Genomic DNA, 24540 nt, shown 5'->3' with positions numbered 1-24540 from the left:
CGAGTACTGGTTCAAGGTCCGCGCGGTCAACGCCAACGGCGCATCCGCCTACACCGCGTCCGTGTTCGCCACCCCCGTCGGAACCACCCCGACAGCCACCCCCACCCCCACCACAACCCCCACCCCCACGCCTACCAGCGGTCCCGGGACGCGCGTGGGAACGGATCACTCGGTCGCTCTCTACAAGACGAACCCGAGTGCTCAGGTCGGCAAGGCCAAGACCATCACGGTCGACGGTGTTGCGTCGGAGTGGACCTCCGACATGATCATCGCCCAGGGTGTGGCGAACGACGATCCGCGCAGCTTCCGCGGCACGCATGAGGGCCCCGTGTACGACCCGTACGCGCTGTACGGATCGTGGGATGACACGAACCTGTATCTGATGTGGCAGTTCACCAACGTGACGGATGTCGTCGATCCTGCACAGAACTACCCGATCAGTGACAATGGCAAGCCCTACCAGGCGAACATCCCGCAGGCGCTCGCCTTCGATGTCAACTCCCGCGGTGGAGACGGCATCGTGACCGCCGACGAGAAGGGGGTCTGGGGCATGCGCTACGACTTCGCGAACAGTGAGGTCGATCACCTCCTGATGTTCTCGAGCAAGCCGAATGTCGGCGAGCCGGCGGTCTTCGCGCTCAACGCGAGCAACGAGTTCGACTACGCCCCGGCCAACGTCACGGCGTTCACCAAGGCGGGCGTGAGCTTCGCGTACGGCAACGGCTTCGTCGGCTCGCAGCTGATGGGAGTCAAGAAGAACGGGTATGAGGGCTACACGCCTGCAGACCTGACGAACCCGGCGAACTTCGTCGATCTTCTGCAGCAGGGTCACAGCAAGGCGCAGGACACCATCTACGAGATGAAGATCCCGCTGACCGCGCTCGGCATCAACCGCTCCTACCTCGAGGCGAACGGTATCGGCGTGATGCTGATCTCCACGTTCGGCGAGTCGGCGATCGGTTCCCTGCCCTACGACCCGACCACGCTCGACAACGCGACGAAGCCGTACACGGCGGACTCGTCGACCTCGGCGGAGAAGGAGGACTACGACTCCTTCACCGCGAAGTTCGCCAGCCTCGGGAAGTAATCGAGCGACGCGACGATAGCGTCCACCAGATCCACAGGCGTGGAACCCGTCGGGTTCCACGCCTGTGGTTTTGTCGTTTCCGGGCTCCCACCCGACGGCGCGTTCTCAACTGAGGCTCCGACGTACCCCTGATCACCCTTTCGAGCACCAGTCGCTCAGGTGAGGCCGCCGTCGATGGAGCGGCCGAAGTCGGCCGGGTCTTCGGGAACCAGCACCGGGGTCTCACGATTGAGGCTCTCGCCACGGAAGAAGGGCTTGGAGCGCGGGAAGAAGAACCAGAGGACCATCAGGAGCACGCCGAAGGCGAGTGCCCCGATGCCCATCACGAACGTGCCGCCGATGCCCAGGAGAACCGTGTAGCCGTAGTCGACGTCGTACATGTCGATCGCCGACTGGATGAAGGCGTAGGTCAGCATGAGCGCACCCAGCAGGGGAAGCAGGAAGCGGTACAAGAAGTTCCTGCCCGATGTGAAGAGCTCGCGCCGGAAGTACCAGACACAGGCGTAGCCGGTGATCGCGTAGTAGAACGCGATCGCGAGCCCGAGGGACAGGATCGAGTCCTGCAGGATGTTGTCGCTGATGAGGGTCATGCCGACGTAGTAGACGATCGCCACGATACCCATCACGAGGGTCGAGAACGAAGGGGTCTTGTACCGCGGGTGCACGACCGCGAACCTCCGCGGCAGAGCCTTATAGGCGGCCATCGCGAGAGTGCCGCGCGCGGTGGGCAGGATCGTCGTCTGCGTGGATGAGATCGCGGAGATCATGACCGCCACGACCAGCACCCAGCCGACAGGGCCGAGCAGCCCGTCCTTGATCGCAAGGAAGAAGTCGTCGGCATTGGCTTCGTTCCCGAGGCCCGTGCCCGTCTCTCCGAGCCCGGCGTACATCATGGCCGCCACCGTCACGCCCACGTAGGTGAAGAGCAGGATGACGGTGGTCAAGAGCGCGGCACGCCCCGGGATGCGCTTCGGATCCTTGGTCTCCTCGTTGAGCGCGAGGCAGGTGTCCCAGCCCCAGTAGATGAACAGCGCGAGCAGAATCGCTTCGACGAAGCCACTCCATTCCGTGAACGCGAACGGGTTGAACCACGACCAGTCGAACGGTGTCGGGTCGGGGGCGGTGCCCGCGAAGAACTGCCAGAGGGCGGCCACCACGAAGATGGCCAGAGCCAGGTACTGGATGGCGAGGAGCACATTCTGGATGCGTTCGCCGATCTCGACGCCGCGCCAGCTCACCCACGTCATGAGGGCGATGAAGACGACGCCCGTCGCGGTGACGAGCGGGACGTTGTCGGAGAGGAGCGCCTCCTCGGGGTTCCTGACGATGCCGTCCACGAGCGCCCAGAGGTAGATCCCACCGATCTGGGCGAGGTTGGCGAGCACGACCATCCCCGCGACGGCCACTCCCCAACCGCCCAGCCATCCGACCCACGGGCCGAAGGCCTTGGTGCTCCAGGTGAACGTCGTGCCGCAGTCCGGGATCTCGTTGTTGAGCTCGCGATAGGCGAAAGCGATGAACAGCATCGGGATGAACGCGACGACGAACGCGATCGGCGCCTGTGCGCCGACGGCGAGGACGACGAAGCCGAGGGTTGCGACGAGCGAATAGACCGGTGCAGTGGACGCGAGTCCTATGACGGTCGAGCCCCAGAGCCCCAGCGTCCCCGCAGCGAGTCCCTTGCCGTCGGGCCGTTGCAGGTCGATCGGAGTGGTAGCCACAACTCAGACGGTATGGGGCGACCCGAAGGGGGTCAAGGGAGGTCGCCGCGACGGAGTGAAAGGACATCGTCATCGGGGAGGACGATGCGGACGGGTTCGGCGCCGGCCGAGATCAGCCAGGCTCGACCTCGGCCCGGCTCGCAGTAGGGCGGCACCGTTCGCACGCCCGCGAGCACGCGCAACTCTGCCGCACACGACGCATCGACGAGCAGATCGTGATCGCCGCGCACGTCGGCCAGCAGTCGCCAGTGACGCTGCCAGTCGTCAGGCTCGCCGACGATGACCACAGGAGCGCCGGTCGGGACCTCGGGAGCGGCCGCATAGGCATCGATTCCGACGGCGTGGATGCCGCTTGCCTCCCATACCGCAATCGCTCGACGCGGGGCGGGCGAGCGTCGCGCGACGAATCCCGTGAGGTGCGCGACGGGCACCCAGGGGTCCGCCGCTCCCCTGCCGCCCGCCGCAGGTGACGCCGATCGCGGGGTGCGGGCAGTGGGTTCCTCACCGAAGGCGGGGCGGGACGGCGCCTGGGCGATCTGGACGACGAGGCCGTCCAGGCGTCCACGCCCGGCCCGCGCATCCGGATCGAACGCAGCCGGGTCGCCGCCGACTGCGGCGTGGTCGGCGCGGGTGGCGAAAGGGAGCACGAGCCTGCGAGGAAAGAGCTCAGCGAGTCGCGACACCGCGCCGGTCATGCGGTGCGCGGTGGCGACGACCGTCAGATCTCCGTCACCGGCCCGGCGCACCACCGCTTCGATACGCTCCAGCAGGATCTGCGCATACTCGGGAGGAAACCGTGTGCTCATCGCGTCGAGGTCGTCGAGCAGAATACTGGTCCCCCGCGGAGGGTCGTCGGCGAGAGCCGCCACGGCATCCCACATCGCTTCGGCGCCTGCAGGCAGCCGGACGACCTCGGTCCCGGCCTGCGCCTCCACGAGATCGAGCACGTTCGTGAGGCCCGATCCCGGTCCGCCGACGACGAGCAGCGCCCGATCGGCACGCGAGATACCCACGGCGCACTGTCGTTGTCGCTCCGGTTCGTCGGCGAGACCGAGCATCACGGCAGGCACGGCCCCGCCTCGCGCCGCGTGCGCCGAGAGATCGTCGAGAGAGAGCCGGCGAGGCAGTGCGGGAAGCCACGGGCGGCGCGGCCGAGCACTGCCGGTGCGGGTCATGGCAGAGGCGACGTCGTCGGGCGTGGACAGGGCGATCCGCACATTCTGCGGAGCCGCATCGCCCGCGCGGCGCACGAGTGCGCTCCCCCGCCCCGTCACGCCTCCCGGCAAGCGGGCCGCGTCATCGGTGCCGAGGAGCGCTCGACTGTCGGCCGGATCGGTGACTCTCAGGCTCACCCGCAGAGGACAGTTCGCGAGCAGAGCCTCGCGGATCACGCCGGCAGCACGCTGCGTGCCGAGTACCAGGTGGATTCCCAGCGCTCGCCCTCGCGCTGCCACGTCGGCGAACAGCGTGTTCATCTCGGGATGATCGCCCAGGAGCGCCGCGAACTCATCGACGACGACCACGAGACGCGGCAGCTCCACCCTCGGATCGAGGATGTCGCGCGCTCCGGCTCCGGCGATGACGGCCTCACGGCTGCGCATCTCGGCGCGAAGACTCTCGATCGCCCGCCGCGCACCTGCCCCATCGAGGTCGGTGATCACACCTGTCACGTGGGGTACGCCGGCGAGCGGGTCGAACGCGGTGCCGCCTTTGAAGTCGGCGAGCAGGAATGTGACCTGATCGGTGGTGTGGGTGCTGCACAGCGCCAGGATCCAGGTGATCAGCAGCTCGCTCTTGCCCGATCCGGTGACACCCGCGACGACCGCGTGAGGGCCGTCCGACACGAGGTCGATGATCGCCGGATCAGCGCCGGCGAGGCCGATCACCGCTGCGAGAGCGCCCCGCGACGACGGCGGCGCCTGTGCGACGAGCGATGCGAGCGGGATCGGTGCGGGGATGCCCCGCACGATGCCGAGGCTGTGCTCGGCGCGTTCTGCGAGAGCCGCAGCGATCGTCTCGGCCTGCTCGCGCGCGATCGCCTCGACACGGAGCAGAACGGTCTCGCCCGCCCTCTCCAGAACGGCCGCATCAGGTGAGCTGACGGTGATCACTGTCGTGCATCGCGGGGGAAACGGCTCGCCCGGCCGGCAACGGGCGATCACGCCGTCCGCGTCGGCGGGAACCTGCTCGCCCGGTGCGACGATCGCCAGCGCGAACCCGTCAGGCCGCGCCCGCTGAGGAAGGACCTCGGCCCACGCGAGGTCGTCCCGGAGGGTTCCGACGATGCGGAGCTCACCCGGCGGAATCGCAAGGCACAGCTGAAGCGCGAGCGCACGCTGGACCGCGTCAGCGGCGACGCCCTCCCCCACCAGCACGACGCCGTCGGCGATCGGGACGGTCACCGGTGCGGCGCTCAGCCGAGCGGCGCGACGGCGCACCTCGACGGCATCCGGGTCGCCCTCACCCCCACGCACCCGCACGGCGCTGGCGACCTCGCCTTCGCCCACGACCAGCGTCGGGGCGCCCGTGGCGCTGCGCCAGATCTCGTCGTCGCGTGCCGCGAATCGCGCGACATCGGGATGCCGCACCCAGAGCCGGCGTCGTTCCGCCTCGTGTCTGCGCGATACGGCGTCCGACACGAGCCGGCGTGCGCTGAGCGCGTCGACGGCGGCGCGACGTCGATCTCTCCGAGCCCCGCGGCGTGCGTCGAGCATCGTGGCGACGGCGACGAGCGGACCGAGGAGGGCGAGCCACAGCGCCATCATCGATCCGGTCACGAGCCACAGGGCGACCGCGCCGATCACGGGAACGATCGCCGCCACGACGGGAATCGGCGGTCGGGGCGGATCCGCCCACATGGCCGGCAGTGCCGGCAACTCGTCGTCCACGTCATCGAGCGCGCCCGGAGCGCGCGACGCGGACCTCTCCGTCAGGACAGCGGCAGCGGGCATCCCGCGAGAGTGAGTCGAACGCACGACCTCAGTTCAGCGCGGCCATGACCATCGTCAGACGGCCAGGCAGCAGACTGTGGACAGCGCTGCTCAGTCCGAGGCTGGGGAGGAGCCGGAGACCTGCGCGTCGACCGCGGACTGTGAGTCGCGCACGTCCAGCACGACGATCGTGATGTTGTCGCGCCCCCCGTTCTCGAGCGCCGCCTCGAGCATGGCCGTCACCGCATCCGCGGGATCCGGATTCTCCTCGAGGAAATGACGGATGCCGTAGTCGGTGAGCTCTTTCGTCAGTCCGTCCGAGCAGATCACGAAGCGATCGCCGTCCACGACGTCGAGGCGGACATAGTCGGGAGTGACGCCGTCGCTCGGTCCGACAGCGCGCGTGATGACGTTTCCGTACGGGTGGTTCTCGGCCTCTTCGGGACTGAGGCGGCCTGCCGCGATGAGCTCCTGCACCACGGAGTGGTCGGTCGTGATCTGCACGATGGCGCCGTCACGCAGCAGGTAGACGCGGGAGTCGCCGATGTTCAGCGTGACCCAGTGTGCTGCTTCTCCCGACGTATCGAGAAACACGCCGGTCACCGTGGTCCCGGTGCCGTCGTCGGTGGCCTCGGGGTGTGCCGCGATGTCTTTCACGGCGCGGTGGAGCGCCTTCTCGATCGTCTTCGGCGTCACGACGCCGCTGTCGGCCACCGCTTGCAGCCGTTCGATCGTGCGAGCGCTCGCGATCTCACCGCCCACATGACCGCCCATGCCGTCGGCGACGACGAACAGCGGGAATGTGGCGAAGACGGCGTCCTGGTTGATCTCACGCCGTCGGCCCGTGTCGGTGACTGCCGCCCACGAAAGATCGAGCGAACCCCCGGGGACCGCAACGGTACGGGACTGGGTGGATGTGTCGGCCACGCCTCGTCCTCCCGATCGGCCAGCAGACAGGGCCGATCGGCCCCGCGCCCTCATATACTAGTGGGTTCCTCCGCCGCCCCCTCGGCGCCCCCGGTCGGCGACGCGCCGACAGGGGACTGCAGACCGGGCACAGAGGACCGCGTCGGAGCCTCGGGATCCACGGGACCGCCGACGTCGTCGATCGCGGCCTCGAACTGCGCGTTGTACAGGCGCCAATACGCGCCCTTTGCCGCAAGCAGTTCGTCGTGCGAGCCCTGCTCGACGATCGCGCCGTCCTCCATCACGAGGATCAGGTCGGCATCGCGGATCGTGGACAGCCGGTGCGCGATGACGAACGCCGTGCGGTCCTCCCGCAGCCGCGACATCGCCCGCTGGATCAGCAGCTCGGTGCGGGTGTCGACAGAGGAGGTCGCCTCATCCAGGATCAGGATGCGCGGGTCGGCCAGGAACGCACGCGCAATGGTCACCAGCTGACGCTCACCCACGCTGAGGTTGGTCGCCTCATCGTCGAGCAGCGTGTCGTAGCCGTCGGGCAGTGCGTGAACGAACCGGTCGACATACGCAGCCGTCGCCGCTGCGATGATCTCCTCCTCCGAGGCATCCGGTCGCCCGTACGCGATGTTCTCGCGGATCGTTCCCGAGAAGAGCCACGTGTCCTGCAGGACCATGCCGGTGCGAGCGCGGAGGTCGTCGCGCGTCATCCGACGAGTGTCGACGCCGTCGAGGGTGATGCGCCCCGAGTCGACGTCATAGAAGCGCATGATCAGATTGACCAGTGTCGTCTTGCCCGCGCCTGTCGGGCCGACGATCGCCACGGTGCTGCCGGGCTCTGCCGCCAGCGACAGCCCGTCGATGAGCGGCTTGTCCGCGACATAGCGGAAGGAGACGTCCTCGAAGGCGAGGTGGCTCGCCGCTTCGGGCGCCGTCTCGGCGGGCTCGTCGTCAGGCTCCTCCTCGGTCTCGTCCAGCAGTTCGAACACGCGCTCTGCGCTGGCGACGCCCGACTGCAGGAGGTTGGCCATCGAGCCCAGCTGGCTCAGCGGCTGGGTGAACTGCCGCGAGTACTGGATGAAGGCCTGCACGTCGCCGATCGACAGCAGGCCGGCCGCGACCTGCAGCCCGCCGACAACCGCGATCGCCACGTACACGAGGTTCCCGATGAACATCATCGCCGGCATGATGATGCCCGAGATGAACTGCGCACCGAAGCTGGCCTTGTACAGCTCATCGTTCTCGGCGAGGAAGTCGGCCTCGACCTCTTTCTGGTGGCCGAACACCTTGACGATCGAGTGCCCCGAGAAGGTCTCCTCGACGCGGGCGTTGAGCGTGCCCGTGGACTTCCACTGAGCGACGAAGAGCTTCTGCGACCGCCTGGCGACCAGCACCGTGATGAAGATCGTGAGCGGGATCGTGACGAGCGCGATGACCGCGAGGAGCGGCGAGATCAGGAACATCATGACGAGCACGCCGACCACCGTGAGCAGCGAGATGACGACCTGCGACAGCGTCTGCTGCATCGTCTGGCCGATGTTGTCGACGTCGTTGGTCACACGGCTGAGCAGCTCGCCGCGCTGGACCTTGTCGAAGTACGCCAACGGAAGGCGATGCACCTTGTCTTCGACCTGGAGGCGCAGCCGGTGCATGGCACGCTGAACGACGCCATTGAGGATGCGGGCCTGCATCCATCCGAAGATGCTCGCGAGCACGTAGACCGTGAGCACGCCCGCGAGGATCCATGCCAGCTGCTCGAAGTCGATGCCGGCGCCGGGCACGAAGTCCATGGCGTCGATCATGTTGGCCTGGTCCTGGTTGCCCTGGGCGATCAGTCCGTCGACGACCTGCTGCTTCGTGGCTCCTTCGGGCACCTGCAGCGAGATGAAGCCCGCGAACACGACGTTCGTCGCGTTGCCGAGCATCTTCGGTCCGATCACGGTGAGGGCAACCGACAGCACCGAGAACACCAGCACGACGATGAGCGCCGGCATATCGGTGCGCAGCGTCGAGAGCAGTCGTCGGGCGCTGGGACCGAAGTTCTGCGCCTTCTCGCCGCCGCCCGCCTGGCCCATGGGGCCGCGCTGCATCGGCATCCGGCGCGGGGTGACCGCGGTCTGTGCGCTCTTCTGCTCGCCGCTCATGCTGCCGCCTCCGCCGCAAGCTGGGAATCCACGATCTCGGTGTAGGTCTCGCACGTCTCCACGAGCTCGTCGTGTGTGCCGATCCCGACCATGCGACCGTGGTCGAGGACGATGATCTGGTCGGCGTGCCGGATCGTCGAGACGCGCTGGGCGACGACGATCCTCGTGGCGTCGGGCAGATGGGTGTCGAGCGCGCGCCGGAGTGCGGCATCGGTGCTCAGATCCAGCGCCGAGAACGAGTCGTCGAAGATGTAGACCTCCGGCCGCTTCACCAGCGCCCTCGCGATCGCCAGACGCTGGCGCTGTCCGCCCGACACATTCGTCCCGCCCTGCGCGATCGGCGCCTCGAGACCCTCCGAGAGCGCGGCGACGAAGTCCTTGGCCTGCGCGAGGTCGAGTGCCTCCCACAGCTGCGCGTCGGTGGCCTCGGCATCGCCGTAGCGGAGGTTCGACGCGATGGAGCCGGAGAAGAGGAACGCCCGCTGCTGGACGAGGCCGATGCGCTGCCACAGCTCGTCGGGGTCGTATTCGCGGACGTCGACGCCGTCCACCCGCACCGAGCCTGCGGTGACGTCGAACAGACGTGCCACGAGGCCGATAAGAGTCGTCTTGCCGGCGCCGGTCGAGCCGATGATCGCCGTCGTCGTGCCGGGCTCGACCGTGAAGGTGAGGTCGTGCAGAACCGCATCCTCGGCACCGGGGTAGGCGAAGTCGACGCCGTCGAACTCCACCCGGCCCGCGGGCACCGGTGCCGACGCCGCGTTCAGCGGTGCCGCCACCGACGGGTCGGTCTCGAGCACCTCGCCGATGCGGTTCGCGCACACCGCAGCACGCGGGATCATCACGAACATGAAGGTCGCCATCATGACACCCATGAGGATCTGCATGAGGTATTGCAGGAACGCGAACAGTGTGCCGATCTGCACTCCGTGGTCCTGGACCTGGAAGGCCCCGAACCAGATGACCGCGACGCTGGAGAGGTTCATCACGAGCATCACCGCGGGGAACATGAGTGCCATCAGGTTGCCGGCGCGCAGCGCCGTCTCCTGCACCTCGTCGCTCGCGACGGCGAAGCGCGCGCGCTCCTCGCGTTCACGCACGAACGCGCGCACGACCCGGATGCCGGTGAGCTGCTCTCGCATGATCTGGTTGACGCGGTCGATGCGCTTCTGCATCTTCGTGAAGGCGGGAACCATGCGCCACACGATCAGTCCGACGATGATGAGGAGGACGGGAATCGACACCGCCATGAGCCACGACAGCCCGGCGTCCTGACGGACGGCCATGATGACGCCGCCGATCGCGAGCATCGGGGCGGAGATCATCAGCGTCGCAGAGACCTGCACGAGCATCTGGACCTGCTGCACGTCGTTGGTGTTGCGCGTGATGAGCGACGGGGCACCGAACTGGCCCACCTCCCGCTGCGAGAACGCGACGACACGGTGGAAGAGGTGTCCGCGCAGGTCGCGGCCCATCCCCATCGCGAGGCGCGATCCGAAATACACGGCGACGATCGCGCACACCACCTGGACGAGGCTGATGCCGAGCATCACCGCGCCCGTCGACCAGATGTAGGGGATGTCGCCGGTGACCACGCCGTTGTCGATGATGTCGGCGTTGAGCGTCGGCAGCATCAGCGACGCGATCGACTGCGCCAGCTGGAAGAACACCACGGCCACGATGAGCGGCCAGGCGGGGCGGAGGTATCGCACCAGGAGCTTGCCGAGCACAGCGGTCCTTTCGGCGCGCGGAGTCGCCCGCTCCCGCGGACCGCGCACGGATAGTGACGCTACGCCTGCGCCGTCCCCTCAGACAACCCGTCGCGTACGCCCTCGGCGAACCGGATGCGCGGCATCCACGGGCGTCGCGTCAGACACGGCTCGCGGGGTCTTCGGGCAACGGGAAGAGTCCGTCGATCGTCGCGAGGTCGTCGGCCGTCGGTGTCCAGGCCGTCGCCGCTGCGGCATTCGCGCGCACCTGCTCCGGACTGGTCGCTCCCGCGATCACGCTCGAGAGCGACGGGCGCGCCAGCAGCCATCCGAACGTCGCCTCGAGCATGGTGATGCCGCGCTCGTCGCAGAAGGACTGATACGCCTCGACCGCATCCCAGGGGGCGTCCTGCCATACGTGCTGCCGCTGGCGCATGATCCGGGAGTCGGCCGGTGCGTGGTCGCGCGTGAACTTGCCGGTCAGCAGCCCGTTGTGCAGCGGGAAGAACGGCAGGAAGCCGAGGCCGAAGCGCTCGGCGGCGGGCAGCACCTCGCGCTCCGACGCCCGCGCCAGCAGGCTGTAGTGGTTCTGTGCCGAGACGAAAGGGACGCCCGCGCGCTGCGCGGCGACGTAGTGCGCCTCGGCGATCTGCCATCCCGCGAGGTTCGAGTGACCGATGTAGCGCACCTTGCCTTCGCGCACGAGATCGCCGAGCACGTCGAGCGTCTCCTCGATGGGGGTGAGGGGATCGGGCGTGTGCAGCTGGTACAGGTCGATCCAGTCCGTCTGGAGGCGGGTGAGGGATGCCTCGACCGCGCGTCGCACGTACGCGCGTGACGCCTTCGCCCCGGACACCGGGTACCCCATGTCGCGACCGAAATGACCGAACTTGGTCGCGAGCGTGACCTGATCTCGGCGCCCGCGGAGCGCCTCGCCCATGAGCGTCTCCGACAGTCCCGGGTCCTTGCCGTACATGTCGGCGGTGTCGAGGAAGGTGACGCCCGCATCGATCGCGGCGCCGAGCACCTCGCGTGTTCCCTCGAGCGTCTCGGTGCGTGTGCCTGCCCGACCGAAGTTGTTGCAACCCAGGCCGACAGCAGAGACGAGGAGGCCGGATGCGCCGACACGGCGCGAAGGAACGGTGCTCGCAGAAGCAGAGGAGGTCATGCGATCCACGTTAGCCGGGCCAGGAGACACGACGCGTGACGGCCCCCACCCGAGCGGATGGCAGCCGTCATGCAGCGTCTGCGAGCGTTGCGCGCTTAAGCCTTGGGCGCTTCCGGCGCCGCCGGCGGCTCGGGAGCGGTGGGCGGCTCGGGAGCGGTAGGCGCAGCAGGAGGCTCGGGAGCCGCCGGAGGAGGCGTGACGGGCGGCTGCGCCGCGGTCGGGGGCGTGGTCGGCGGTACCGGCGGAGCAGCGGGAGCTGCAGGCGGAGCGGGCGGCGGGGCATACCCGGCCGGGGGCTGATAGCCCGCGGGCGGCGCAGCCTGGTATCCGGCCGGTGGCTGATACGCAGCGGGCGCAACCGGAGCACCGGGCTGGACGGGGATCCCCTGCCATACCGTGGTGTCCTTGAGGAACGAGTTCGCCCACGGGGCCCGTTCGATGTTCGGGTTCCAAGGCGCCCTGTCGAACGCCAGGATGCCGATCCAGATCAGGGTGCCGATTCCAGGGATGAGCCAGAGCAGCAGGTACGGCCATCCTTTGCCGAGCTTGAGCCCGATCCGCCATCCGGAGAGCACCCACGCGGCGAGGCCGACGAGCGAGAAGAGCCATCCGATCGCGGGGATCTGACCCAGAAGGGCCGACGCTGCGATCGCGCCCAGCATCACCCAGGGAGAGAGGTCTCCGAGCTTTGCGGCGACCATCGAGTTGTAGACGGGCACCCACGCGCGCCATTTGCCTTGCACACCGGCTTTGTCGAAGACACGCATCAGGAAGAAGGATCCGATGACGTAGGCCGCGATGGCGAGGACGAGCAGGATCGGCGCGAGGATCAGCCAGAACGCGATCAACCCTCCGTAGCCGTAGTCGTTGTAATCCATGGATCGAACTCCCAGAGAGTCGGTGCGGAGCGAGTCGGTACGCGCCAGCGGAGCGCCTGCTCCGCTGGACACATGCTAGCGATGCATCCGTCCGCGTGTCAGCATTCCGCTCCGTGTCGGGGATGGCCCCGATCTGTGCGGCTGGATAGCCTGAACGGGCCCCTGCGATCGAAGGAACAGCGATGACCGATCAGAATCCCGCCTCCGCCTCTCCCCCGCCTCTGCCCGATCAGTCCGCGGCCGAGGCCGCTCGCACAGGACGGGCACCGCAGTCACGCCCGGAGTACGATCCGGCGGCCGACCCCGACGACACCGGAGTACCCCGGGTCGCCGAAGACATCACCGACGCGGGGCGGGGCTTCTTCTCTGCGCTGTTCGACCTCTCGTTCCGCACCTTCATCACGCGACGCCTCGCGAGCATCTTCTACCTGGTGGGACTGATCGCGATCGGCATCGGTTTCATCGTCTACTTCGTCGGCGGGATCCTTCAGGGCGCGTCGATCCTGTGGTTCAACGCCGGAGCCGGCATCAGCGCGATCGTCGCGACGATCGTCATCGTTCCCGTGCTGACCTTCCTCGCGATCATCCTGCTGAGGTTCGTCATCGAGGCCGTGGTCGCCCTCATCGCGATCGCCGAGAACACCGAGCGCACTGCGGACCACACCGGTCGCTGACGCCTCGACGAACCCGCGCCGAAAAGGACCGCGAGCGGGCGGAACGATCAGGCGATCAGCTCCAGCTCACCGGGCTTGCCGTCGCGAACCTGCAGGCCCGCGGCATCCGCCCATCTCAGGAACGCCGCAGCCGAGCCGACGCGCGGCCGCTCCTCGGCGAGGCGGCGCACCAGCTCGCCCTTCGCGTGCTTGTTGAAGTGGTTGAGGGCACGGACCGCACCATCGGGACCTTCGGTCACCACACGCACATATCGCGAGGCCGCCGTGCTCGGGACCGGACCGAGACCGACATACGCCTCGGAGCGCAGGTCGAGCACGAATCGCTCCTGACGGCTCGCCAAGGCCGCGGTGACGGCATCCGCCCAGAGGCGGCGCAGCGCCGGCAGGCCCGGCACGGACGTCGACGCCCCGAGCCGGTAGGCAGGGATCGAATCGAGGGCGCCGACCGGACCGAATGGCGCCGAGTGCACGAGGACATGCGCCCCCAGCCATCGACGGGCGACGGAGTCGAGGGATGCCGCGTCGAGGGCGTCGTAGAGAACACCGGTGTAGCGATCGACCGCCGGCATGGTCGGAGCGTCGCGCAACGCGGCGTTGACGGCGACCTCTCCGCGCTGCGTCGGGCCGAGCTTCAGCACGCGAGCGGCTTGGTCCTCGTCGGCGGACAGCGCCACGAGCGCGCCGACGACGGCTTCACGCTGCGGCGCGAGTGACGAGAAGGCGAGGGATGCCGCATCCATCGACCCTCCGCGCCCGCCCGCGCGCTTGGTCTCCGAGGGAGGGAGAAGGATCAGCATGCGGTGCCTCCGGAAAGACGCCTCGGCCGGCCCCGTGTGGGGCCGGCCGAGGTCGAAATCGTGCTCGCGTCAGGAGATCAGCGCTGCGTTTCCGGCGACGATGGTGAGATCGTCGCCTTCCATCGACAGGAAGCCGTCCTGCGCGTTGGCGATGATCTTCGTTCCCGAGGTCTGCGTGATGCGCACCTGGCCTTCGGCGAGGATCGCCAGCACGGGCTCGTGCCCGGCCATGAAGCCGATCTCGCCCTCGACGGTCTTGGCGACGACCAGCGACGCCTCCCCCGACCAGACCTCCGCGTCGGCGGATACGAGACTCACGTTGAGCGGCATGATCAGCCGTTCTCCTTCTGGATGCGAGCCCAGTTCTCTTCGACGTCGGAGATGCCACCGACGTTGAAGAAGGCCTGCTCGGCGACGTGGTCGAAGTCGCCCTTCACGATCGCGTCGAAGGACTCGATGGTCTCCTTGATCGGAACCGTCGAACCCTCGACACCCGTGAACTTCTTCGCCATGTAGGTGTTCTGCGAGAGGAACTGCTGGATTCGACGCGCGCGGGAGACGACGATCTTGTCCTCTTCCGAGAGCTCGTCGACACCGAGGATCGCGATGATCTCCTGCAGCTCCTTGTTCTTCTGGAGGATCTGCTTCACGGCGGTCGCCACGCGGTAGTGGTCTTCACCGATGTAGCGGGGATCGAGGATGCGGCTGGTCGAGGTCAGCGGGTCGACGGCCGGGTACAGACCCTTCGACGCGATCTCGCGCGAAAGCTCGGTGGTGGCGTCGAGGTGGGCGAACGTGGTCGCGGGCGCAGGGTCGGTGTAGTCGTCGGCGGGGACGTAGATCGCCTGCAACGAGGTGATCGAGTGACCACGGGTCGAGGTGATGCGCTCCTGGAGCACACCCATCTCGTCGGCGAGGTTGGGCTGGTAGCCCACCGCGGACGGCATGCGGCCGAGCAGCGTGGAAACCTCGGATCCGGCCTGCGTGAAGCGGAAGATGTTGTCGATGAAGAGGAGCACGTCCTGCTTCTGGACATCGCGGAAGTACTCCGCCATCGTCAGCGCCGACAGGGCCACGCGAAGACGCGTTCCCGGCGGCTCGTCCATCTGGCCGAAGACGAGCGCAGTCTTGTCGAAGACGCCCGCCTCTTCCATCTCGTGGATCAGGTCGTTGCCCTCACGGGTGCGCTCGCCGACACCGGCGAACACCGACACACCGCCGTGGTCCTGCGCCACGCGCTGGATCATCTCCTGGATGAGGACCGTCTTGCCGACGCCCGCACCGCCGAAGAGGCCGATCTTTCCGCCGAGCACGTACGGCGTCAGCAGGTCGATGACCTTGATGCCGGTCTCGAACATCTGCGTCTTCGACTCGAGCTGGTCGAAGTTCGGCGCCTTGCGGTGGATGGGCCAGCGCTCGGTGATCTCGATGGTCTCGCCGGGTGCGCCGTTGAGCACTTCACCGGTGACGTTGAAGACCTTGCCCTTGGTGACGTCGCCGACGGGGACGGTGATCTGCTCCCCCGTGTCGCGCACCTCCTGGCCGCGGACGACGCCGTCGGTGGGCTTGAGCGCGATGGCGCGGACGAGGTCGTCACCGAGGTGCTGTGCGACCTCGAGCGTGATCTCGTTCGACTCACCGTCGATCGTGATGGTGGTCTTCAGAGCGTTGTAGATGTCAGGGATCGAGTCGTGCGGGAACTCGATGTCGACGACGGGACCGGTCACGCGCGCGACGCGGCCGACGACCGCGGTCTCGGTCTTCTCTGCGGTGAGGCTCATGGCTTCTTCTCTTTCGTGTGGTCTATTTGCCCGACGCCAGAGCGTCGGCGCCGCCGACGATCTCGGCGATCTGCTGCGTGATCTCGGCCTGGCGTGCGTTGTTGCGCAGGCGGGTGTAGTCGGTGATGAGCTTGTCGGCGTTGTCGCTGGCCGACTTCATCGCCTTCTGTGTCGCGGCGTGCTTCGCGGCCGACGACTGCAGGAGCGCATTGAAGACGCGGCTCTGGATGTACACCGGCAGGAGGGCGTCGAGCACCGTCTCGGCATCCGGCTCGAATTCGTACAGCGGGTACACCTGCGCCGAAGCCGATTCCTCGGCCTCGACGACCTCGAGCGGCAGGAGACGCACGGTCTCGGGCGTCTGGGTCATCATGCTGACGAAACGGTTGTATACGAGGTTGATCTCGTCGACTCCGCCGTCGTCGCCGCCGCGGTCGTACGCGTCGAGCAGGGTTGCGGCAATCTCTTCGGCCGTGCTGAAGTGCGGGGTGTCGGTGTCGCCCGTCCACTCCGCAGCAGCCGCCATGCGACGGAACTGGAAGTATCCGACCGCCCGGCGCCCGATGAGGTAGAACACCGGCTCCTTGCCCTGCTGCCGCAGCAGCTCGGCAAGCTCGAGGCCCTCGCGGAGGATCTGCGAGTTGAACGCGCCGGCGAGCCCGCGGTCGGAAGCGAAGATCACGATCGCCGAGCGGCGGATGACCTTGCGCTCCGTCGTGAGCGGGTGCTCCACGTTCGAGTGCGTCGACACGGCGGAGACCGCTCGCGTCACGGCGCGCGCGAACGGCGACGACGCGCGCACCCGCGCCATGGCCTTCTGGATGCGCGAAGCCGCGATGAGCTCCATCGCCTTCGTGATCTTCTTGGTCGTCTGAGCAGTGCTGATCTTCTGCTTGTAGACCCGGAGTTGTGCGCCCATTGTCCTGTCCCGGTGTCGCCTAGCGGCGGCCCTTGACGATCTTCTCCTGGTTCACGTCGTCGACCGCGGCGGCCGCGACCTCTTCGTGTCCGGGCTTCGAGATCGTCTGGCCCTTGCCGGCGCGGAACTCGAGGATGAAGTCGTCGGTCTTCTTCGTGAGTTCGGCGACGGTGGCGTCGTCGAGGACGTTGGTCTCGCGGAGCGTGTCGAGCACCGTCGTGTTGCGACGCAGGTAGTCGAGCAGCTCGCGCTCGAACGACAGCACGTCCTCGACCTCGATCGAGTCGAGCTTGCCGTTCGTGCCTGCCCAGATCGAGACGACCTGCTCCTCGACCGGGTACGGCGAGTACTGCGGCTGCTTGAGGAGTTCGGTCAGGCGCGCGCCGCGGGCCAGCTGACGACGGGATGCCGGGTCCAGGTCGCTCGCGAACATCGCGAACGCCTCGAGCGATCGGTACTGGGCCAGCTCGAGCTTGAGCGTGCCGGAGACCTTCTTGATCGACTTGACCTGTGCGTCGCCGCCGACTCGCGAGACCGAGATGCCCACGTCGACCGCGGGACGCTGGTTGGCGTTGAAGAGGTCGGACTGCAGGAAGATCTGGCCGTCGGTGATCGAGATCACGTTGGTCGGGATGTACGCCGACACGTCGTTGGCCTTGGTCTCGATGATCGGAAGACCCGTCATGGAGCCGGCGCCGAGCTCGTCGGACAGCTTCGCGCAACGCTCGAGCAGACGGGAGTGCAGGTAGAAGACGTCACCGGGGTACGCCTCGCGGCCCGGCGGGCGGCGCAGGAGCAGCGACACGGCGCGGTAGGCCTCAGCCTGCTTGGTGAGGTCGTCGAAGATGATGAGGACGTGCTTGCCGTCGTACATCCAGTGCTGGCCGATGGCCGAGCCGGTGTAAGGGGCGAGGTACTTGAAGCCCGCGGGGTCGGATGCCGGAGCCGCGACGATCGTCGTGTACTCCATCGCCCCGGCGTCTTCGAGTGCGCCCTTGACGGCGGCGATCGTCGAGCCCTTCTGACCGATGGCGACGTAGATGCAGCGCACCTGCTTGTTGGTGTCGCCCGACTCCCAGTTGGCCTTCTGGTTGATGATCGTGTCGATCGCGATCGCGGTCTTGCCGGTCTGGCGGTCGCCGATGATGAGCTGACGCTGGCCGCGGCCGACCGGGATCATCGCGTCGATCGCCTTGATGCCGGTCTGGAGGGGCTCGTGCACCGACTTGCGCTGCATGACGCCCGGCGCCTGAAGCTCGAGAGCGCGACGGCCCTCGATGCCGGTGATCTGGCCGAGACCGTCGATCGGGTTGCCGAGCGGATCGACCACGCGGCCGAGGTAGCCCTCGCCGACGGGGACCGAGAGGACCTCGCCGGTGCGCGTGACAGGCTGTCCGGCCTCGACACCGGAGAACTCGCCGAGCACCACGACGCCGATCTGGTGCTCATCCAGGTTCTGAGCGAGGCCGAGCGTGCCGTCCTCGAACGTCACGAGCTCGTTCGCCATGACGCCGGGCAGACCCTCGACGTGGGCGATGCCGTCGGCGGCGTCGATGACGGTGCCGACCTCGGTCGCCGCTGCCCCGGTGGGCTCGTAGGCGGCGACGAAATCCTTCAGCGCGTCACGGATGACGTCGGGGCTGATTGACAGTTCTGCCATTGTCTTCCCTTTGTTTCAAAGTTCGTGTGTGGGGCGAGGCCCCGAGATCTCCGCCGGTGGCGGGAAGTCTGTGCTAGCCGGCCAGCCGCTGACGGAGGTCCGCCAGCCGCGACGATACGCTCGCGTCGATCACGTCGTCCGCGATCTGCACGCGGAGACCGCCGACCACCGTCGGATCGACGACGGTGTTCAGCGATACCTGAGCGCCGTAGCGCTGCGACAGCGCAGAGGCCAGACGGTCGACCTGCGCGGAACTCAGCGGGGACGCCGCGAAGACCGTCGCGACCGTGCGGCCGCGCTGATCTGCGACCAGCCGCGTCGCCCGCGAGAGCAGCTGACGAATGCGGCGCTCGCGAGGCTGCTGTGCGAGCGATGCCGCGATGAGCACCGTTGCGGCACTCGCGCGGCCGTCGAGCAGCGTGCGAACGAGCGTGCCCTTGGCCGAGGCATCTCCGAGTCTGCTGCCGAGCGCGAGTTCGAGCTCGGAATTCTCGGCCACCGTGCGCGAGAAGCGGAACAGCTCCTCTTCGACATCGGCGGCCGGCTCGGCCACCGCGGCAGCACGGACCGCGAGCTCTTCGATGCCGTCGATGAGGTCCGAAGCCGAGGACCAGCGCTGCTCGACGACGGTCGTGAGCAGCGACGCGGTCGCCGGCTTCACCGCCGTGCCGAACACGGCCGCGACGACCTGCCGGCGAGCCTCGACGGGCGCCGCGGAGTCGGCGAGCGCGCCGCTCAGCTGCGACGAGTCGCCCACGGCGCGCGCCGCGGCGAAGAGCTCGCCGGCCACGTCGAGGTCGACGCCCGACGCGGCGTCGAGCGCCTTCGTCGTCGCCGCCACTGCCTGAGTGGTCGCGCTGCCCATTACTTCGACGCCTTCTCTGCCTCGGATGCCTCGAGCTCGGCGAGGAAGCGATCGACGACGGCCTGGGCCTTCTTGTCGTCGGACAGCGTCTCGCCGATCACGCCGCCGGCGAGGTCGAGGGCGAGAGTGCCCACCTCACTGCGCAGCGACACGAGCGCGGTCTGGCGCTCGGCTTCGATCTGTGAATGAGCCGTCGCGGTGAGACGAGTGGCTTCCGCGGTGGCGGAGTCCTTGGCCTCGGCGACGATCTTCTTGCCGTCCTCACGGGCGGCGTCGCGGATCTCACCGGCTTCCTTGCGGGCTTCGGCGAGCTGAGCGGTGTACTCCTCGAGCGCCGCTTCGGCCTTTCGCTGGGCCTCGTCGGCCTTGGCGATGTTGCCTTCGATCGCGGCGGAGCGCTCATCGAGCAGCTTCTTCATCTTGGGAAGGGCGACCTTCCAGAAGATGACGAGGATGACGATGAAGCACACCGACGACCAGATGATGTCGTACCAAGCGGGCAGTAGAGGGTTGTGCGCTTCTGCGCCCTCTTCTGCGGCGTACGTGACAAGAGCGTTCAGCATCCTGTCTCCTTAGACGAGAGGGTGGCGATCAGAAGCCGAAGATGAAGCCGGTGGCGATGCCGATGAAGGCGAGCGCTTCGGTGAAGGCGATACCGATCCACATCAGAACCTGCAGGCGGCCGGCCAGCTCGGGCTGACGGGCGACGCCCTCGATCGTCTTGCCGACGACGATGCCGACGCCGATGGCGGGGCCGATCGCGGCGAGGCCGTAACCGACGGTGGCGATGGAGCCGGAGACCTCGGCGAGAACCGTAGTTGCGTCCACGGGGGTGTTTCCTTTCGGTTGTGGGCGGCCCTGCGTTGTTCAGGTGCAGGGCCGTCCCGTATCAGTGCTCTTCGGCGACCGCGAGCTGAATGTAGACCGCGGTGAGAAGGGCGAAAACGTAGGCCTGGAGGACGGCCACGAGGATCTCGAACAGGGTGAAGACGAAGCCGAAGGCGAGGCTGCCCGCGCCGAGGATCGACCACCATCCACCCATGTCGATGATGAAGAACTGGGTAGCCGCGAAGAACAGCACCAGCAGGAGGTGACCGACCATCATGTTCATCAGCAGTCGGAGGGTCAGCGTGACCGGACGGATGATGAACGTCGAGATGAGCTCGATCGGCGTGACGATGATGTAGATCGGCCACGGCACACCCGACGGGAAGAGCGAGTTCTTGAAGAAGTTCTTCGGGCTCTTCTTGATGCCGGCGTAGATGAACGTGACGTAGCTCACGATCGCGAGCGTCAGCGGGACGGCGATGATGCTCGTCCCGGCGATGTTCAGGAACGGGATGACACCCGTGATGTTCATGAACAAGATCATGAAGAACATCGTCGTGAGGATGGGAAGGAAGCGCTGGGCGTCCTTCTTGCCGAGCAGGTCCTCGCCGATGTTGACCCGGACGAAGTCCAGGCCCATCTCCACCAGGCTCTGGAAACGCCCCGGCACCACGCGCATGCGCCGGGTGCCGAGCCAGAAGATCACCACGACGGCGATGGTGGCGAGGAACTGGATCAGGTGGATCCGAGTGATCGGAACGCCTGCCAGATTGAAGAGGATCTCCGGGAAGAACTCATCGATCGAAGGTCCGTGGAACTCCGGCGGAGCGTCCGCGGCATTGTGGGCGATCAGGGTCGCAGCATGAGTAAACAGCGCTGGCTCCAGCTTCGGGGCACCGGTCGAGAACCGTTGCGACGATGGTCGATGAGCGTCACTCCGCAAGTGCTCGCATGGCGAGCGGCGGGCGCGGAATCAGCCTATCAAACTTGTGAGGTCCCTGAATCCGCACACGGAGTTCAGGGTGCCGGCGGCATCCCGTCGGTGCGATCCCCGGCATCCGGGTCGGTCGGAAGCTCCACGTCGCTCACGTGCGGCACCCGCATGCGCAGCATCACGACGACGTCCACGGCGAGCGAGGCGAGCACACTGGCCACCAGTGCGACGAAGAACACCGCAGGCTCGATCCACGGCTGTCCGCGCAGCAGGAGCAGAATCACGATGAACACGACGAACTTCAGGATCCAGCCGCCCATCACGATCCCGAAGAAGACCGGCACGTACAGGTCGTTGCCGTACCACCGGTTCGCGATGAGGATGCTCGCCCCGGTGATTCCGAGGAACACGGCGGCCACGAGCACGCCGACCAACGCGCTCCACATCCCCGTCGTGCCGGCGACGAGATATCCCACGATGGCGCCGACGACCGCGAGCGCGGCGGTCACCGTGCCGGACCACACCAGGACGGTGCGCAGGATCGGGGTGCTGGAAACAGGACTGGGACTCATCGGGCGGTGTTCTCCAGAGCGGGCGCGAGTTCGCGGTCGGCCGCGGCAGCGTGCGAGCGCCGGCGCGAGGGAAGGAAGGTGACGACGAGGCACGCCGCGACGCCGAGGACGCCGTAGAAGACGCCGAACAGGTAGTCGCCCGGCCACTCCAGCGTGGTGCCGATGTACATCAGCAGCACCGAGAGGCTGACCAGCGCTGTCCATGCGTAGAAGATGAGCACGGCATCTCGGTCCGAGTGCCCCATGTCGAGCATGCGGTGGTGCAGGTGCTTGCGGTCGGGCGAGAACGGGGACTTGCCCTTGCTCATGCGGCGCACGACCGCGAGGCCGAAGTCCAGCAGCGGCAGCAAAACCACCACGACCGGCAGGAGGATCGGGATGAAGGCACCCAGGAGCTGCGAACGGCCGAACTCATCGTTGTCGCCGATCATGGCGGGGTTGATGTTCCCCGTCACCGCGATCGCCGAGCAGGCCATGAGCAGTCCCAGCATCAGGGCACCGGAGTCGCCCATGAAAAGCCGCGCGGGGCTCCAGTTGAGCGGCAGGAAGCCCACGCATGCGCCGATCAGCACGGCGGCGATGAACGAGGCGAGGTTGAAGAAGCTGCTCTCGCCCTGGTCGCGCACCAGCATGTAGGAATACGCGAAGAAGACGGAGTTCGCGATGAGGCAGACGCCGGCGACGAGACCGTCGAGACCGTCGATGAAGTTGACGGCGTTCATGACGACGACGATCGCGAAGACCGTCAACGTGAAGCTGACCCAGCTCGACCCGACGGCGAGACCGCCGATGGGCAGCGCGTAGATCTGCAGATCGCCGAACCAGGCGATCACGCCGGCGGCGAGGAACTGCGCGCCGAGCTTGATCATCCAGTCGAGGTCCCACAGGTCATCGAGCACGCCGACCACCACGATCAGGGCCGTGGCGCCGAGCAGTGCGTAGATCTGCTGAGGGTCCGCCCACACGATCGAGAAGAACGGATGCTGCGCCGAGACGGCGAATGCCGCCAGCACGCCGAGGAACATGGCGACACCGCCGAGCCGCGGGGTGGGCGTCTTGTGGACGTCGCGCTCGCGGATGCCCGGATACAGCTTGTACTTGAGGCTCAGCCGCCACACCGCCCAGGCGAGGACGAAGGTGAGGCCTGCCGTCAGCAGGATGGTGAAGACGTACTGCTTCACGGGCTTCCCGGCTCCGTCGCCGAGTCCGGCTCCGGTGCGGCGGACTCAGGGGGCTCCGTACCGGGGTCGGGCTCGAGCAGGTCGCCGAGTACCTCGCGCAGCCGGGCACGGTCGACCGCGCCCTCGCGAAGGACGCGCACCAGCGGCTGGTCGCCGCCGACGAGACTCGTGGCGTCGATGATCGTGGAGGCGATGCCCGTCGCCGAGGGACCGTCGCTGAGGTACACGGTGACGCTGTCCTGCAGCATGCTCTGCGCGTCTTCCGCGCTGATGCCCGCGGCCATCCCGGTGAGGTTGGCGCTCGAGACGGCGAGGGGGCCGGTCTCTTCCAGGAGCTCGAGGGCGATGCGGTGCGCGGGCATCCGAACGGCGACGGTGCCGCGGGTGTCGCCGAGGTCCCACGACAGGGACGGCTGCGCGGGGAGCACGATGGTGAGGCCCCCCGGCCAGAACGCCTCGACGAGCCGTTCGACCGGCTCGGGCACCTCGGCCACGAGCGCGCGCAGCGTGGTGAGACCGGCGACCAGCACCGGCGGCGGCGACTGGCGTCCCCGGCCCTTCGCAGTGAGGAGCCGCTCGACGGCCTTCGCGTCGAAGGCATCGGCAGCGACGCCGTACACGGTGTCGGTGGGGATCACGACGAGCTCGCCGCGACCGATGGCCTGGCGCGCCTGGCGCATGCCGGTGAGCAGCTGCGCTTCGTCACGGCAGTCGAAGATGGGGGACATATCGCCCGCAAGTCTAGTTGGGGCGCCCTGTGCGTTCGCGGCGCGTGGCGACAGCCGTCCGCCGCCGACGGCGCTCGGGGTTATGGCCGCAGTGCCGTGGTCGCACGGTCGCGCATGGTCAGGTCGGGGTGCGTCGCTGCCGCGCGCCAGCCGTCCGCGGTCAGGATCTCGCGGATCGCGCCGCCCTGCCATTCGCCGTGCTCGATCACGATCGTCCCCCCGGGGTGCGCGAGGCGCAGCCCCACGCCGCTCAGGATCCGCACCACGTCGAGGCCGTCCGCTCCCCCGTACAGAGCAGCAGGCGGATCGAAGAACCGCACCTCCGGATCGCGCGGGATCGCGGCATCCGGCACATACGGGGGGTTGGATGCGACGACCGAGACCGTGCCGTCGAGCTCACCGAACGCGTGCTCGAGATCGATGAACGCGAGCGTGGCGTTGTCGGCGCCGACCTTGTCGAAGTTCTCCTTGGTCCACACGAACGCATCGACCGAGTTCTCTGCGGCGAACACGCGAGCGTGGGGCACCTCGGTGGCCATCGCGAGGGCGATCGCCCCGCTTCCGGTGCCCAGATCCACCGCGACGGGAGATGCGGATGCCGCGGCCCGCAGCGCGTCGATGGCCAGCTGCGCGACCATCTCGGTCTCGGGGCGCGGGACGAACACGCCGGGTCCGACCTTCAGCTCGAGATGACGGAAGGGTGCAAGACCCGTGATGTGCTGAAGCGGCTCGCGTGTCGCGCGCCGCGCGACGAGGTCGTCGAGCCGTCGCGCATCGTCCGCGCTGAGGGACTCGCCGCGGAGCGCGGCGGCCTGCGCGCCCCCGCGACCGGTGTCGAGCACGAACGCCGTGAGCAGTTCCGCGTCCACGACGGGATCGGGTACGCCGGCGTCGGCGAGGCGTTCGACGGCGCGCCGGAGCGCGATCGAGAGGGCGGGGGAATCGTCGGGTGAGGCCATGAGCGCGTCCAGCCTAGACCCGGCAGGGTATCCGCCCGAGGGACGCCGTTCGTCACACAAGGACTCAGAGCGAAACGCTCCCCTTAG

General features: G+C 67.8%; 22 protein-coding genes. 2 read left to right on the top strand and 20 right to left on the bottom strand.

The window, feature by feature from the left end; genetic code table 11:
* Nucleotides 1-1087 (top strand): hypothetical protein (locus KEC57_RS15305; RefSeq protein ID WP_229385548.1); only part of this gene is annotated, 1087 nt, incomplete at its 5' end.
* 155 nt (nucleotides 1088-1242) lie between these two features.
* Here KEC57_RS15305 and KEC57_RS15300 read toward each other — a convergent pair.
* The 7 genes from KEC57_RS15300 to KEC57_RS15270 all read right to left on the bottom strand — a co-directional run bounded on the left by KEC57_RS15300 (nucleotide 1243) and on the right by KEC57_RS15270 (nucleotide 12555).
* On the bottom strand, nucleotides 1243-2808 hold the full coding sequence (locus KEC57_RS15300; protein WP_229385547.1) for an APC family permease: 1566 nt from the start codon (nucleotides 2806-2808) through the stop codon (nucleotides 1243-1245).
* 32 nt (nucleotides 2809-2840) lie between these two features.
* A complete protein-coding gene (locus KEC57_RS15295; RefSeq protein WP_229385546.1) occupies nucleotides 2841-5759 on the bottom strand; it encodes an FtsK/SpoIIIE domain-containing protein in 2919 nt (972 codons plus the stop codon).
* Nucleotides 5760-5849: 90 nt separating this feature from the next.
* Nucleotides 5850-6665 carry a PP2C family protein-serine/threonine phosphatase gene (locus KEC57_RS15290; RefSeq protein WP_229385545.1) on the bottom strand — a complete coding sequence of 272 codons (816 nt, stop codon included), beginning with the start codon at nucleotides 6663-6665 and terminating at the stop codon, nucleotides 5850-5852.
* 50 nt (nucleotides 6666-6715) lie between these two features.
* A complete protein-coding gene (locus KEC57_RS15285) occupies nucleotides 6716-8800 on the bottom strand; it encodes an ABC transporter ATP-binding protein (RefSeq protein WP_372457071.1) in 2085 nt (694 codons plus the stop codon).
* Nucleotides 8797-10530: an ABC transporter ATP-binding protein gene (locus KEC57_RS15280; protein WP_229385544.1), complete on the bottom strand. Its 1734-nt coding sequence runs from the start codon at nucleotides 10528-10530 to the stop codon at nucleotides 8797-8799. The genes KEC57_RS15285 and KEC57_RS15280 overlap by 4 nt, the downstream gene beginning before the upstream one ends.
* A 139-nt stretch (nucleotides 10531-10669) precedes the next feature.
* Nucleotides 10670-11677, bottom strand: a complete 1008-nt coding sequence (locus KEC57_RS15275; protein ID WP_229385543.1) for an aldo/keto reductase — start codon at nucleotides 11675-11677, stop codon at nucleotides 10670-10672.
* A 95-nt stretch (nucleotides 11678-11772) separates the two neighbouring features.
* Nucleotides 11773-12555, bottom strand: coding sequence for a large exoprotein (locus KEC57_RS15270; protein ID WP_229385542.1), 783 nt, complete (start codon nucleotides 12553-12555; stop codon nucleotides 11773-11775).
* Between the two features lie 182 nt (nucleotides 12556-12737).
* Between KEC57_RS15270 and KEC57_RS15265 the strand changes: the two genes are divergently transcribed.
* The gene (locus tag KEC57_RS15265) at nucleotides 12738-13229 is read left to right on the top strand and encodes a DUF4282 domain-containing protein (protein WP_229385541.1); all 492 of its coding nucleotides are present in this window, start codon (nucleotides 12738-12740) and stop codon (nucleotides 13227-13229) included.
* 47 nt (nucleotides 13230-13276) lie between these two features.
* Here KEC57_RS15265 and KEC57_RS15260 read toward each other — a convergent pair whose 3' ends face one another.
* From KEC57_RS15260 to prmC, 13 genes are all read right to left on the bottom strand, one after another.
* Nucleotides 13277-14026, bottom strand: a complete 750-nt coding sequence (locus tag KEC57_RS15260) for a YaaA family protein (protein WP_229385540.1) — start codon at nucleotides 14024-14026, stop codon at nucleotides 13277-13279.
* Nucleotides 14027-14095: 69 nt separating this feature from the next.
* Nucleotides 14096-14356 (bottom strand): F0F1 ATP synthase subunit epsilon, encoded by a 261-nt coding sequence (locus KEC57_RS15255; protein ID WP_229385539.1) that lies wholly within the window; start codon nucleotides 14354-14356, stop codon nucleotides 14096-14098.
* A 2-nt stretch (nucleotides 14357-14358) separates the two neighbouring features.
* Nucleotides 14359-15807, bottom strand: coding sequence for a F0F1 ATP synthase subunit beta (gene atpD, locus KEC57_RS15250; RefSeq protein WP_229385538.1), 1449 nt, complete (start codon nucleotides 15805-15807; stop codon nucleotides 14359-14361).
* 22 nt (nucleotides 15808-15829) lie between these two features.
* Nucleotides 15830-16726, bottom strand: coding sequence for a F0F1 ATP synthase subunit gamma (locus KEC57_RS15245; protein ID WP_229385537.1), 897 nt, complete (start codon nucleotides 16724-16726; stop codon nucleotides 15830-15832).
* Between the two features lie 19 nt (nucleotides 16727-16745).
* Nucleotides 16746-18386: a F0F1 ATP synthase subunit alpha gene (gene atpA / locus KEC57_RS15240; protein WP_229385536.1), complete on the bottom strand. Its 1641-nt coding sequence runs from the start codon at nucleotides 18384-18386 to the stop codon at nucleotides 16746-16748.
* Between the two features lie 73 nt (nucleotides 18387-18459).
* Nucleotides 18460-19251: a F0F1 ATP synthase subunit delta gene (locus KEC57_RS15235; RefSeq protein WP_229385535.1), complete on the bottom strand. Its 792-nt coding sequence runs from the start codon at nucleotides 19249-19251 to the stop codon at nucleotides 18460-18462.
* Nucleotides 19251-19814, bottom strand: a complete 564-nt coding sequence (locus tag KEC57_RS15230) for a F0F1 ATP synthase subunit B (RefSeq protein ID WP_229385534.1) — start codon at nucleotides 19812-19814, stop codon at nucleotides 19251-19253. The genes KEC57_RS15235 and KEC57_RS15230 overlap by 1 nt, the downstream gene beginning before the upstream one ends.
* Before the next feature lie 28 nt (nucleotides 19815-19842).
* The gene (atpE, locus tag KEC57_RS15225) at nucleotides 19843-20079 is read right to left on the bottom strand and encodes an ATP synthase F0 subunit C (RefSeq protein WP_159845304.1); all 237 of its coding nucleotides are present in this window, start codon (nucleotides 20077-20079) and stop codon (nucleotides 19843-19845) included.
* 61 nt (nucleotides 20080-20140) lie between these two features.
* Nucleotides 20141-20932, bottom strand: coding sequence for a F0F1 ATP synthase subunit A (atpB, locus tag KEC57_RS15220; protein WP_229385565.1), 792 nt, complete (start codon nucleotides 20930-20932; stop codon nucleotides 20141-20143).
* A gap of 164 nt (nucleotides 20933-21096) precedes the next feature.
* Complete coding sequence (locus tag KEC57_RS15215) at nucleotides 21097-21585, bottom strand: Cg1360 family ATP-synthase-associated protein (protein WP_229385533.1); 489 nt, start codon at nucleotides 21583-21585, stop codon at nucleotides 21097-21099.
* A complete protein-coding gene (locus KEC57_RS15210; RefSeq protein WP_229385532.1) occupies nucleotides 21582-22766 on the bottom strand; it encodes an MraY family glycosyltransferase in 1185 nt (394 codons plus the stop codon). Before KEC57_RS15210 ends, KEC57_RS15215 begins: the two co-directional genes overlap by 4 nt.
* Nucleotides 22763-23494 carry an L-threonylcarbamoyladenylate synthase gene (locus KEC57_RS15205; protein WP_229385531.1) on the bottom strand — a complete coding sequence of 244 codons (732 nt, stop codon included), beginning with the start codon at nucleotides 23492-23494 and terminating at the stop codon, nucleotides 22763-22765. The genes KEC57_RS15210 and KEC57_RS15205 overlap by 4 nt, the downstream gene beginning before the upstream one ends.
* A gap of 80 nt (nucleotides 23495-23574) precedes the next feature.
* Nucleotides 23575-24453, bottom strand: coding sequence for a peptide chain release factor N(5)-glutamine methyltransferase (gene prmC / locus KEC57_RS15200; RefSeq protein WP_229385530.1), 879 nt, complete (start codon nucleotides 24451-24453; stop codon nucleotides 23575-23577).
* Between the last annotated feature and the right edge of the window lie 87 nt (nucleotides 24454-24540).

The organism is Microbacterium allomyrinae (assembly GCF_020682705.1).
Classification (GTDB): domain Bacteria; phylum Actinomycetota; class Actinomycetes; order Actinomycetales; family Microbacteriaceae; genus Microbacterium; species Microbacterium allomyrinae.
The sequence above is the reverse complement of the archived record's forward strand: the minus strand, read 5'-3'. Positions and strand labels throughout refer to the sequence as shown.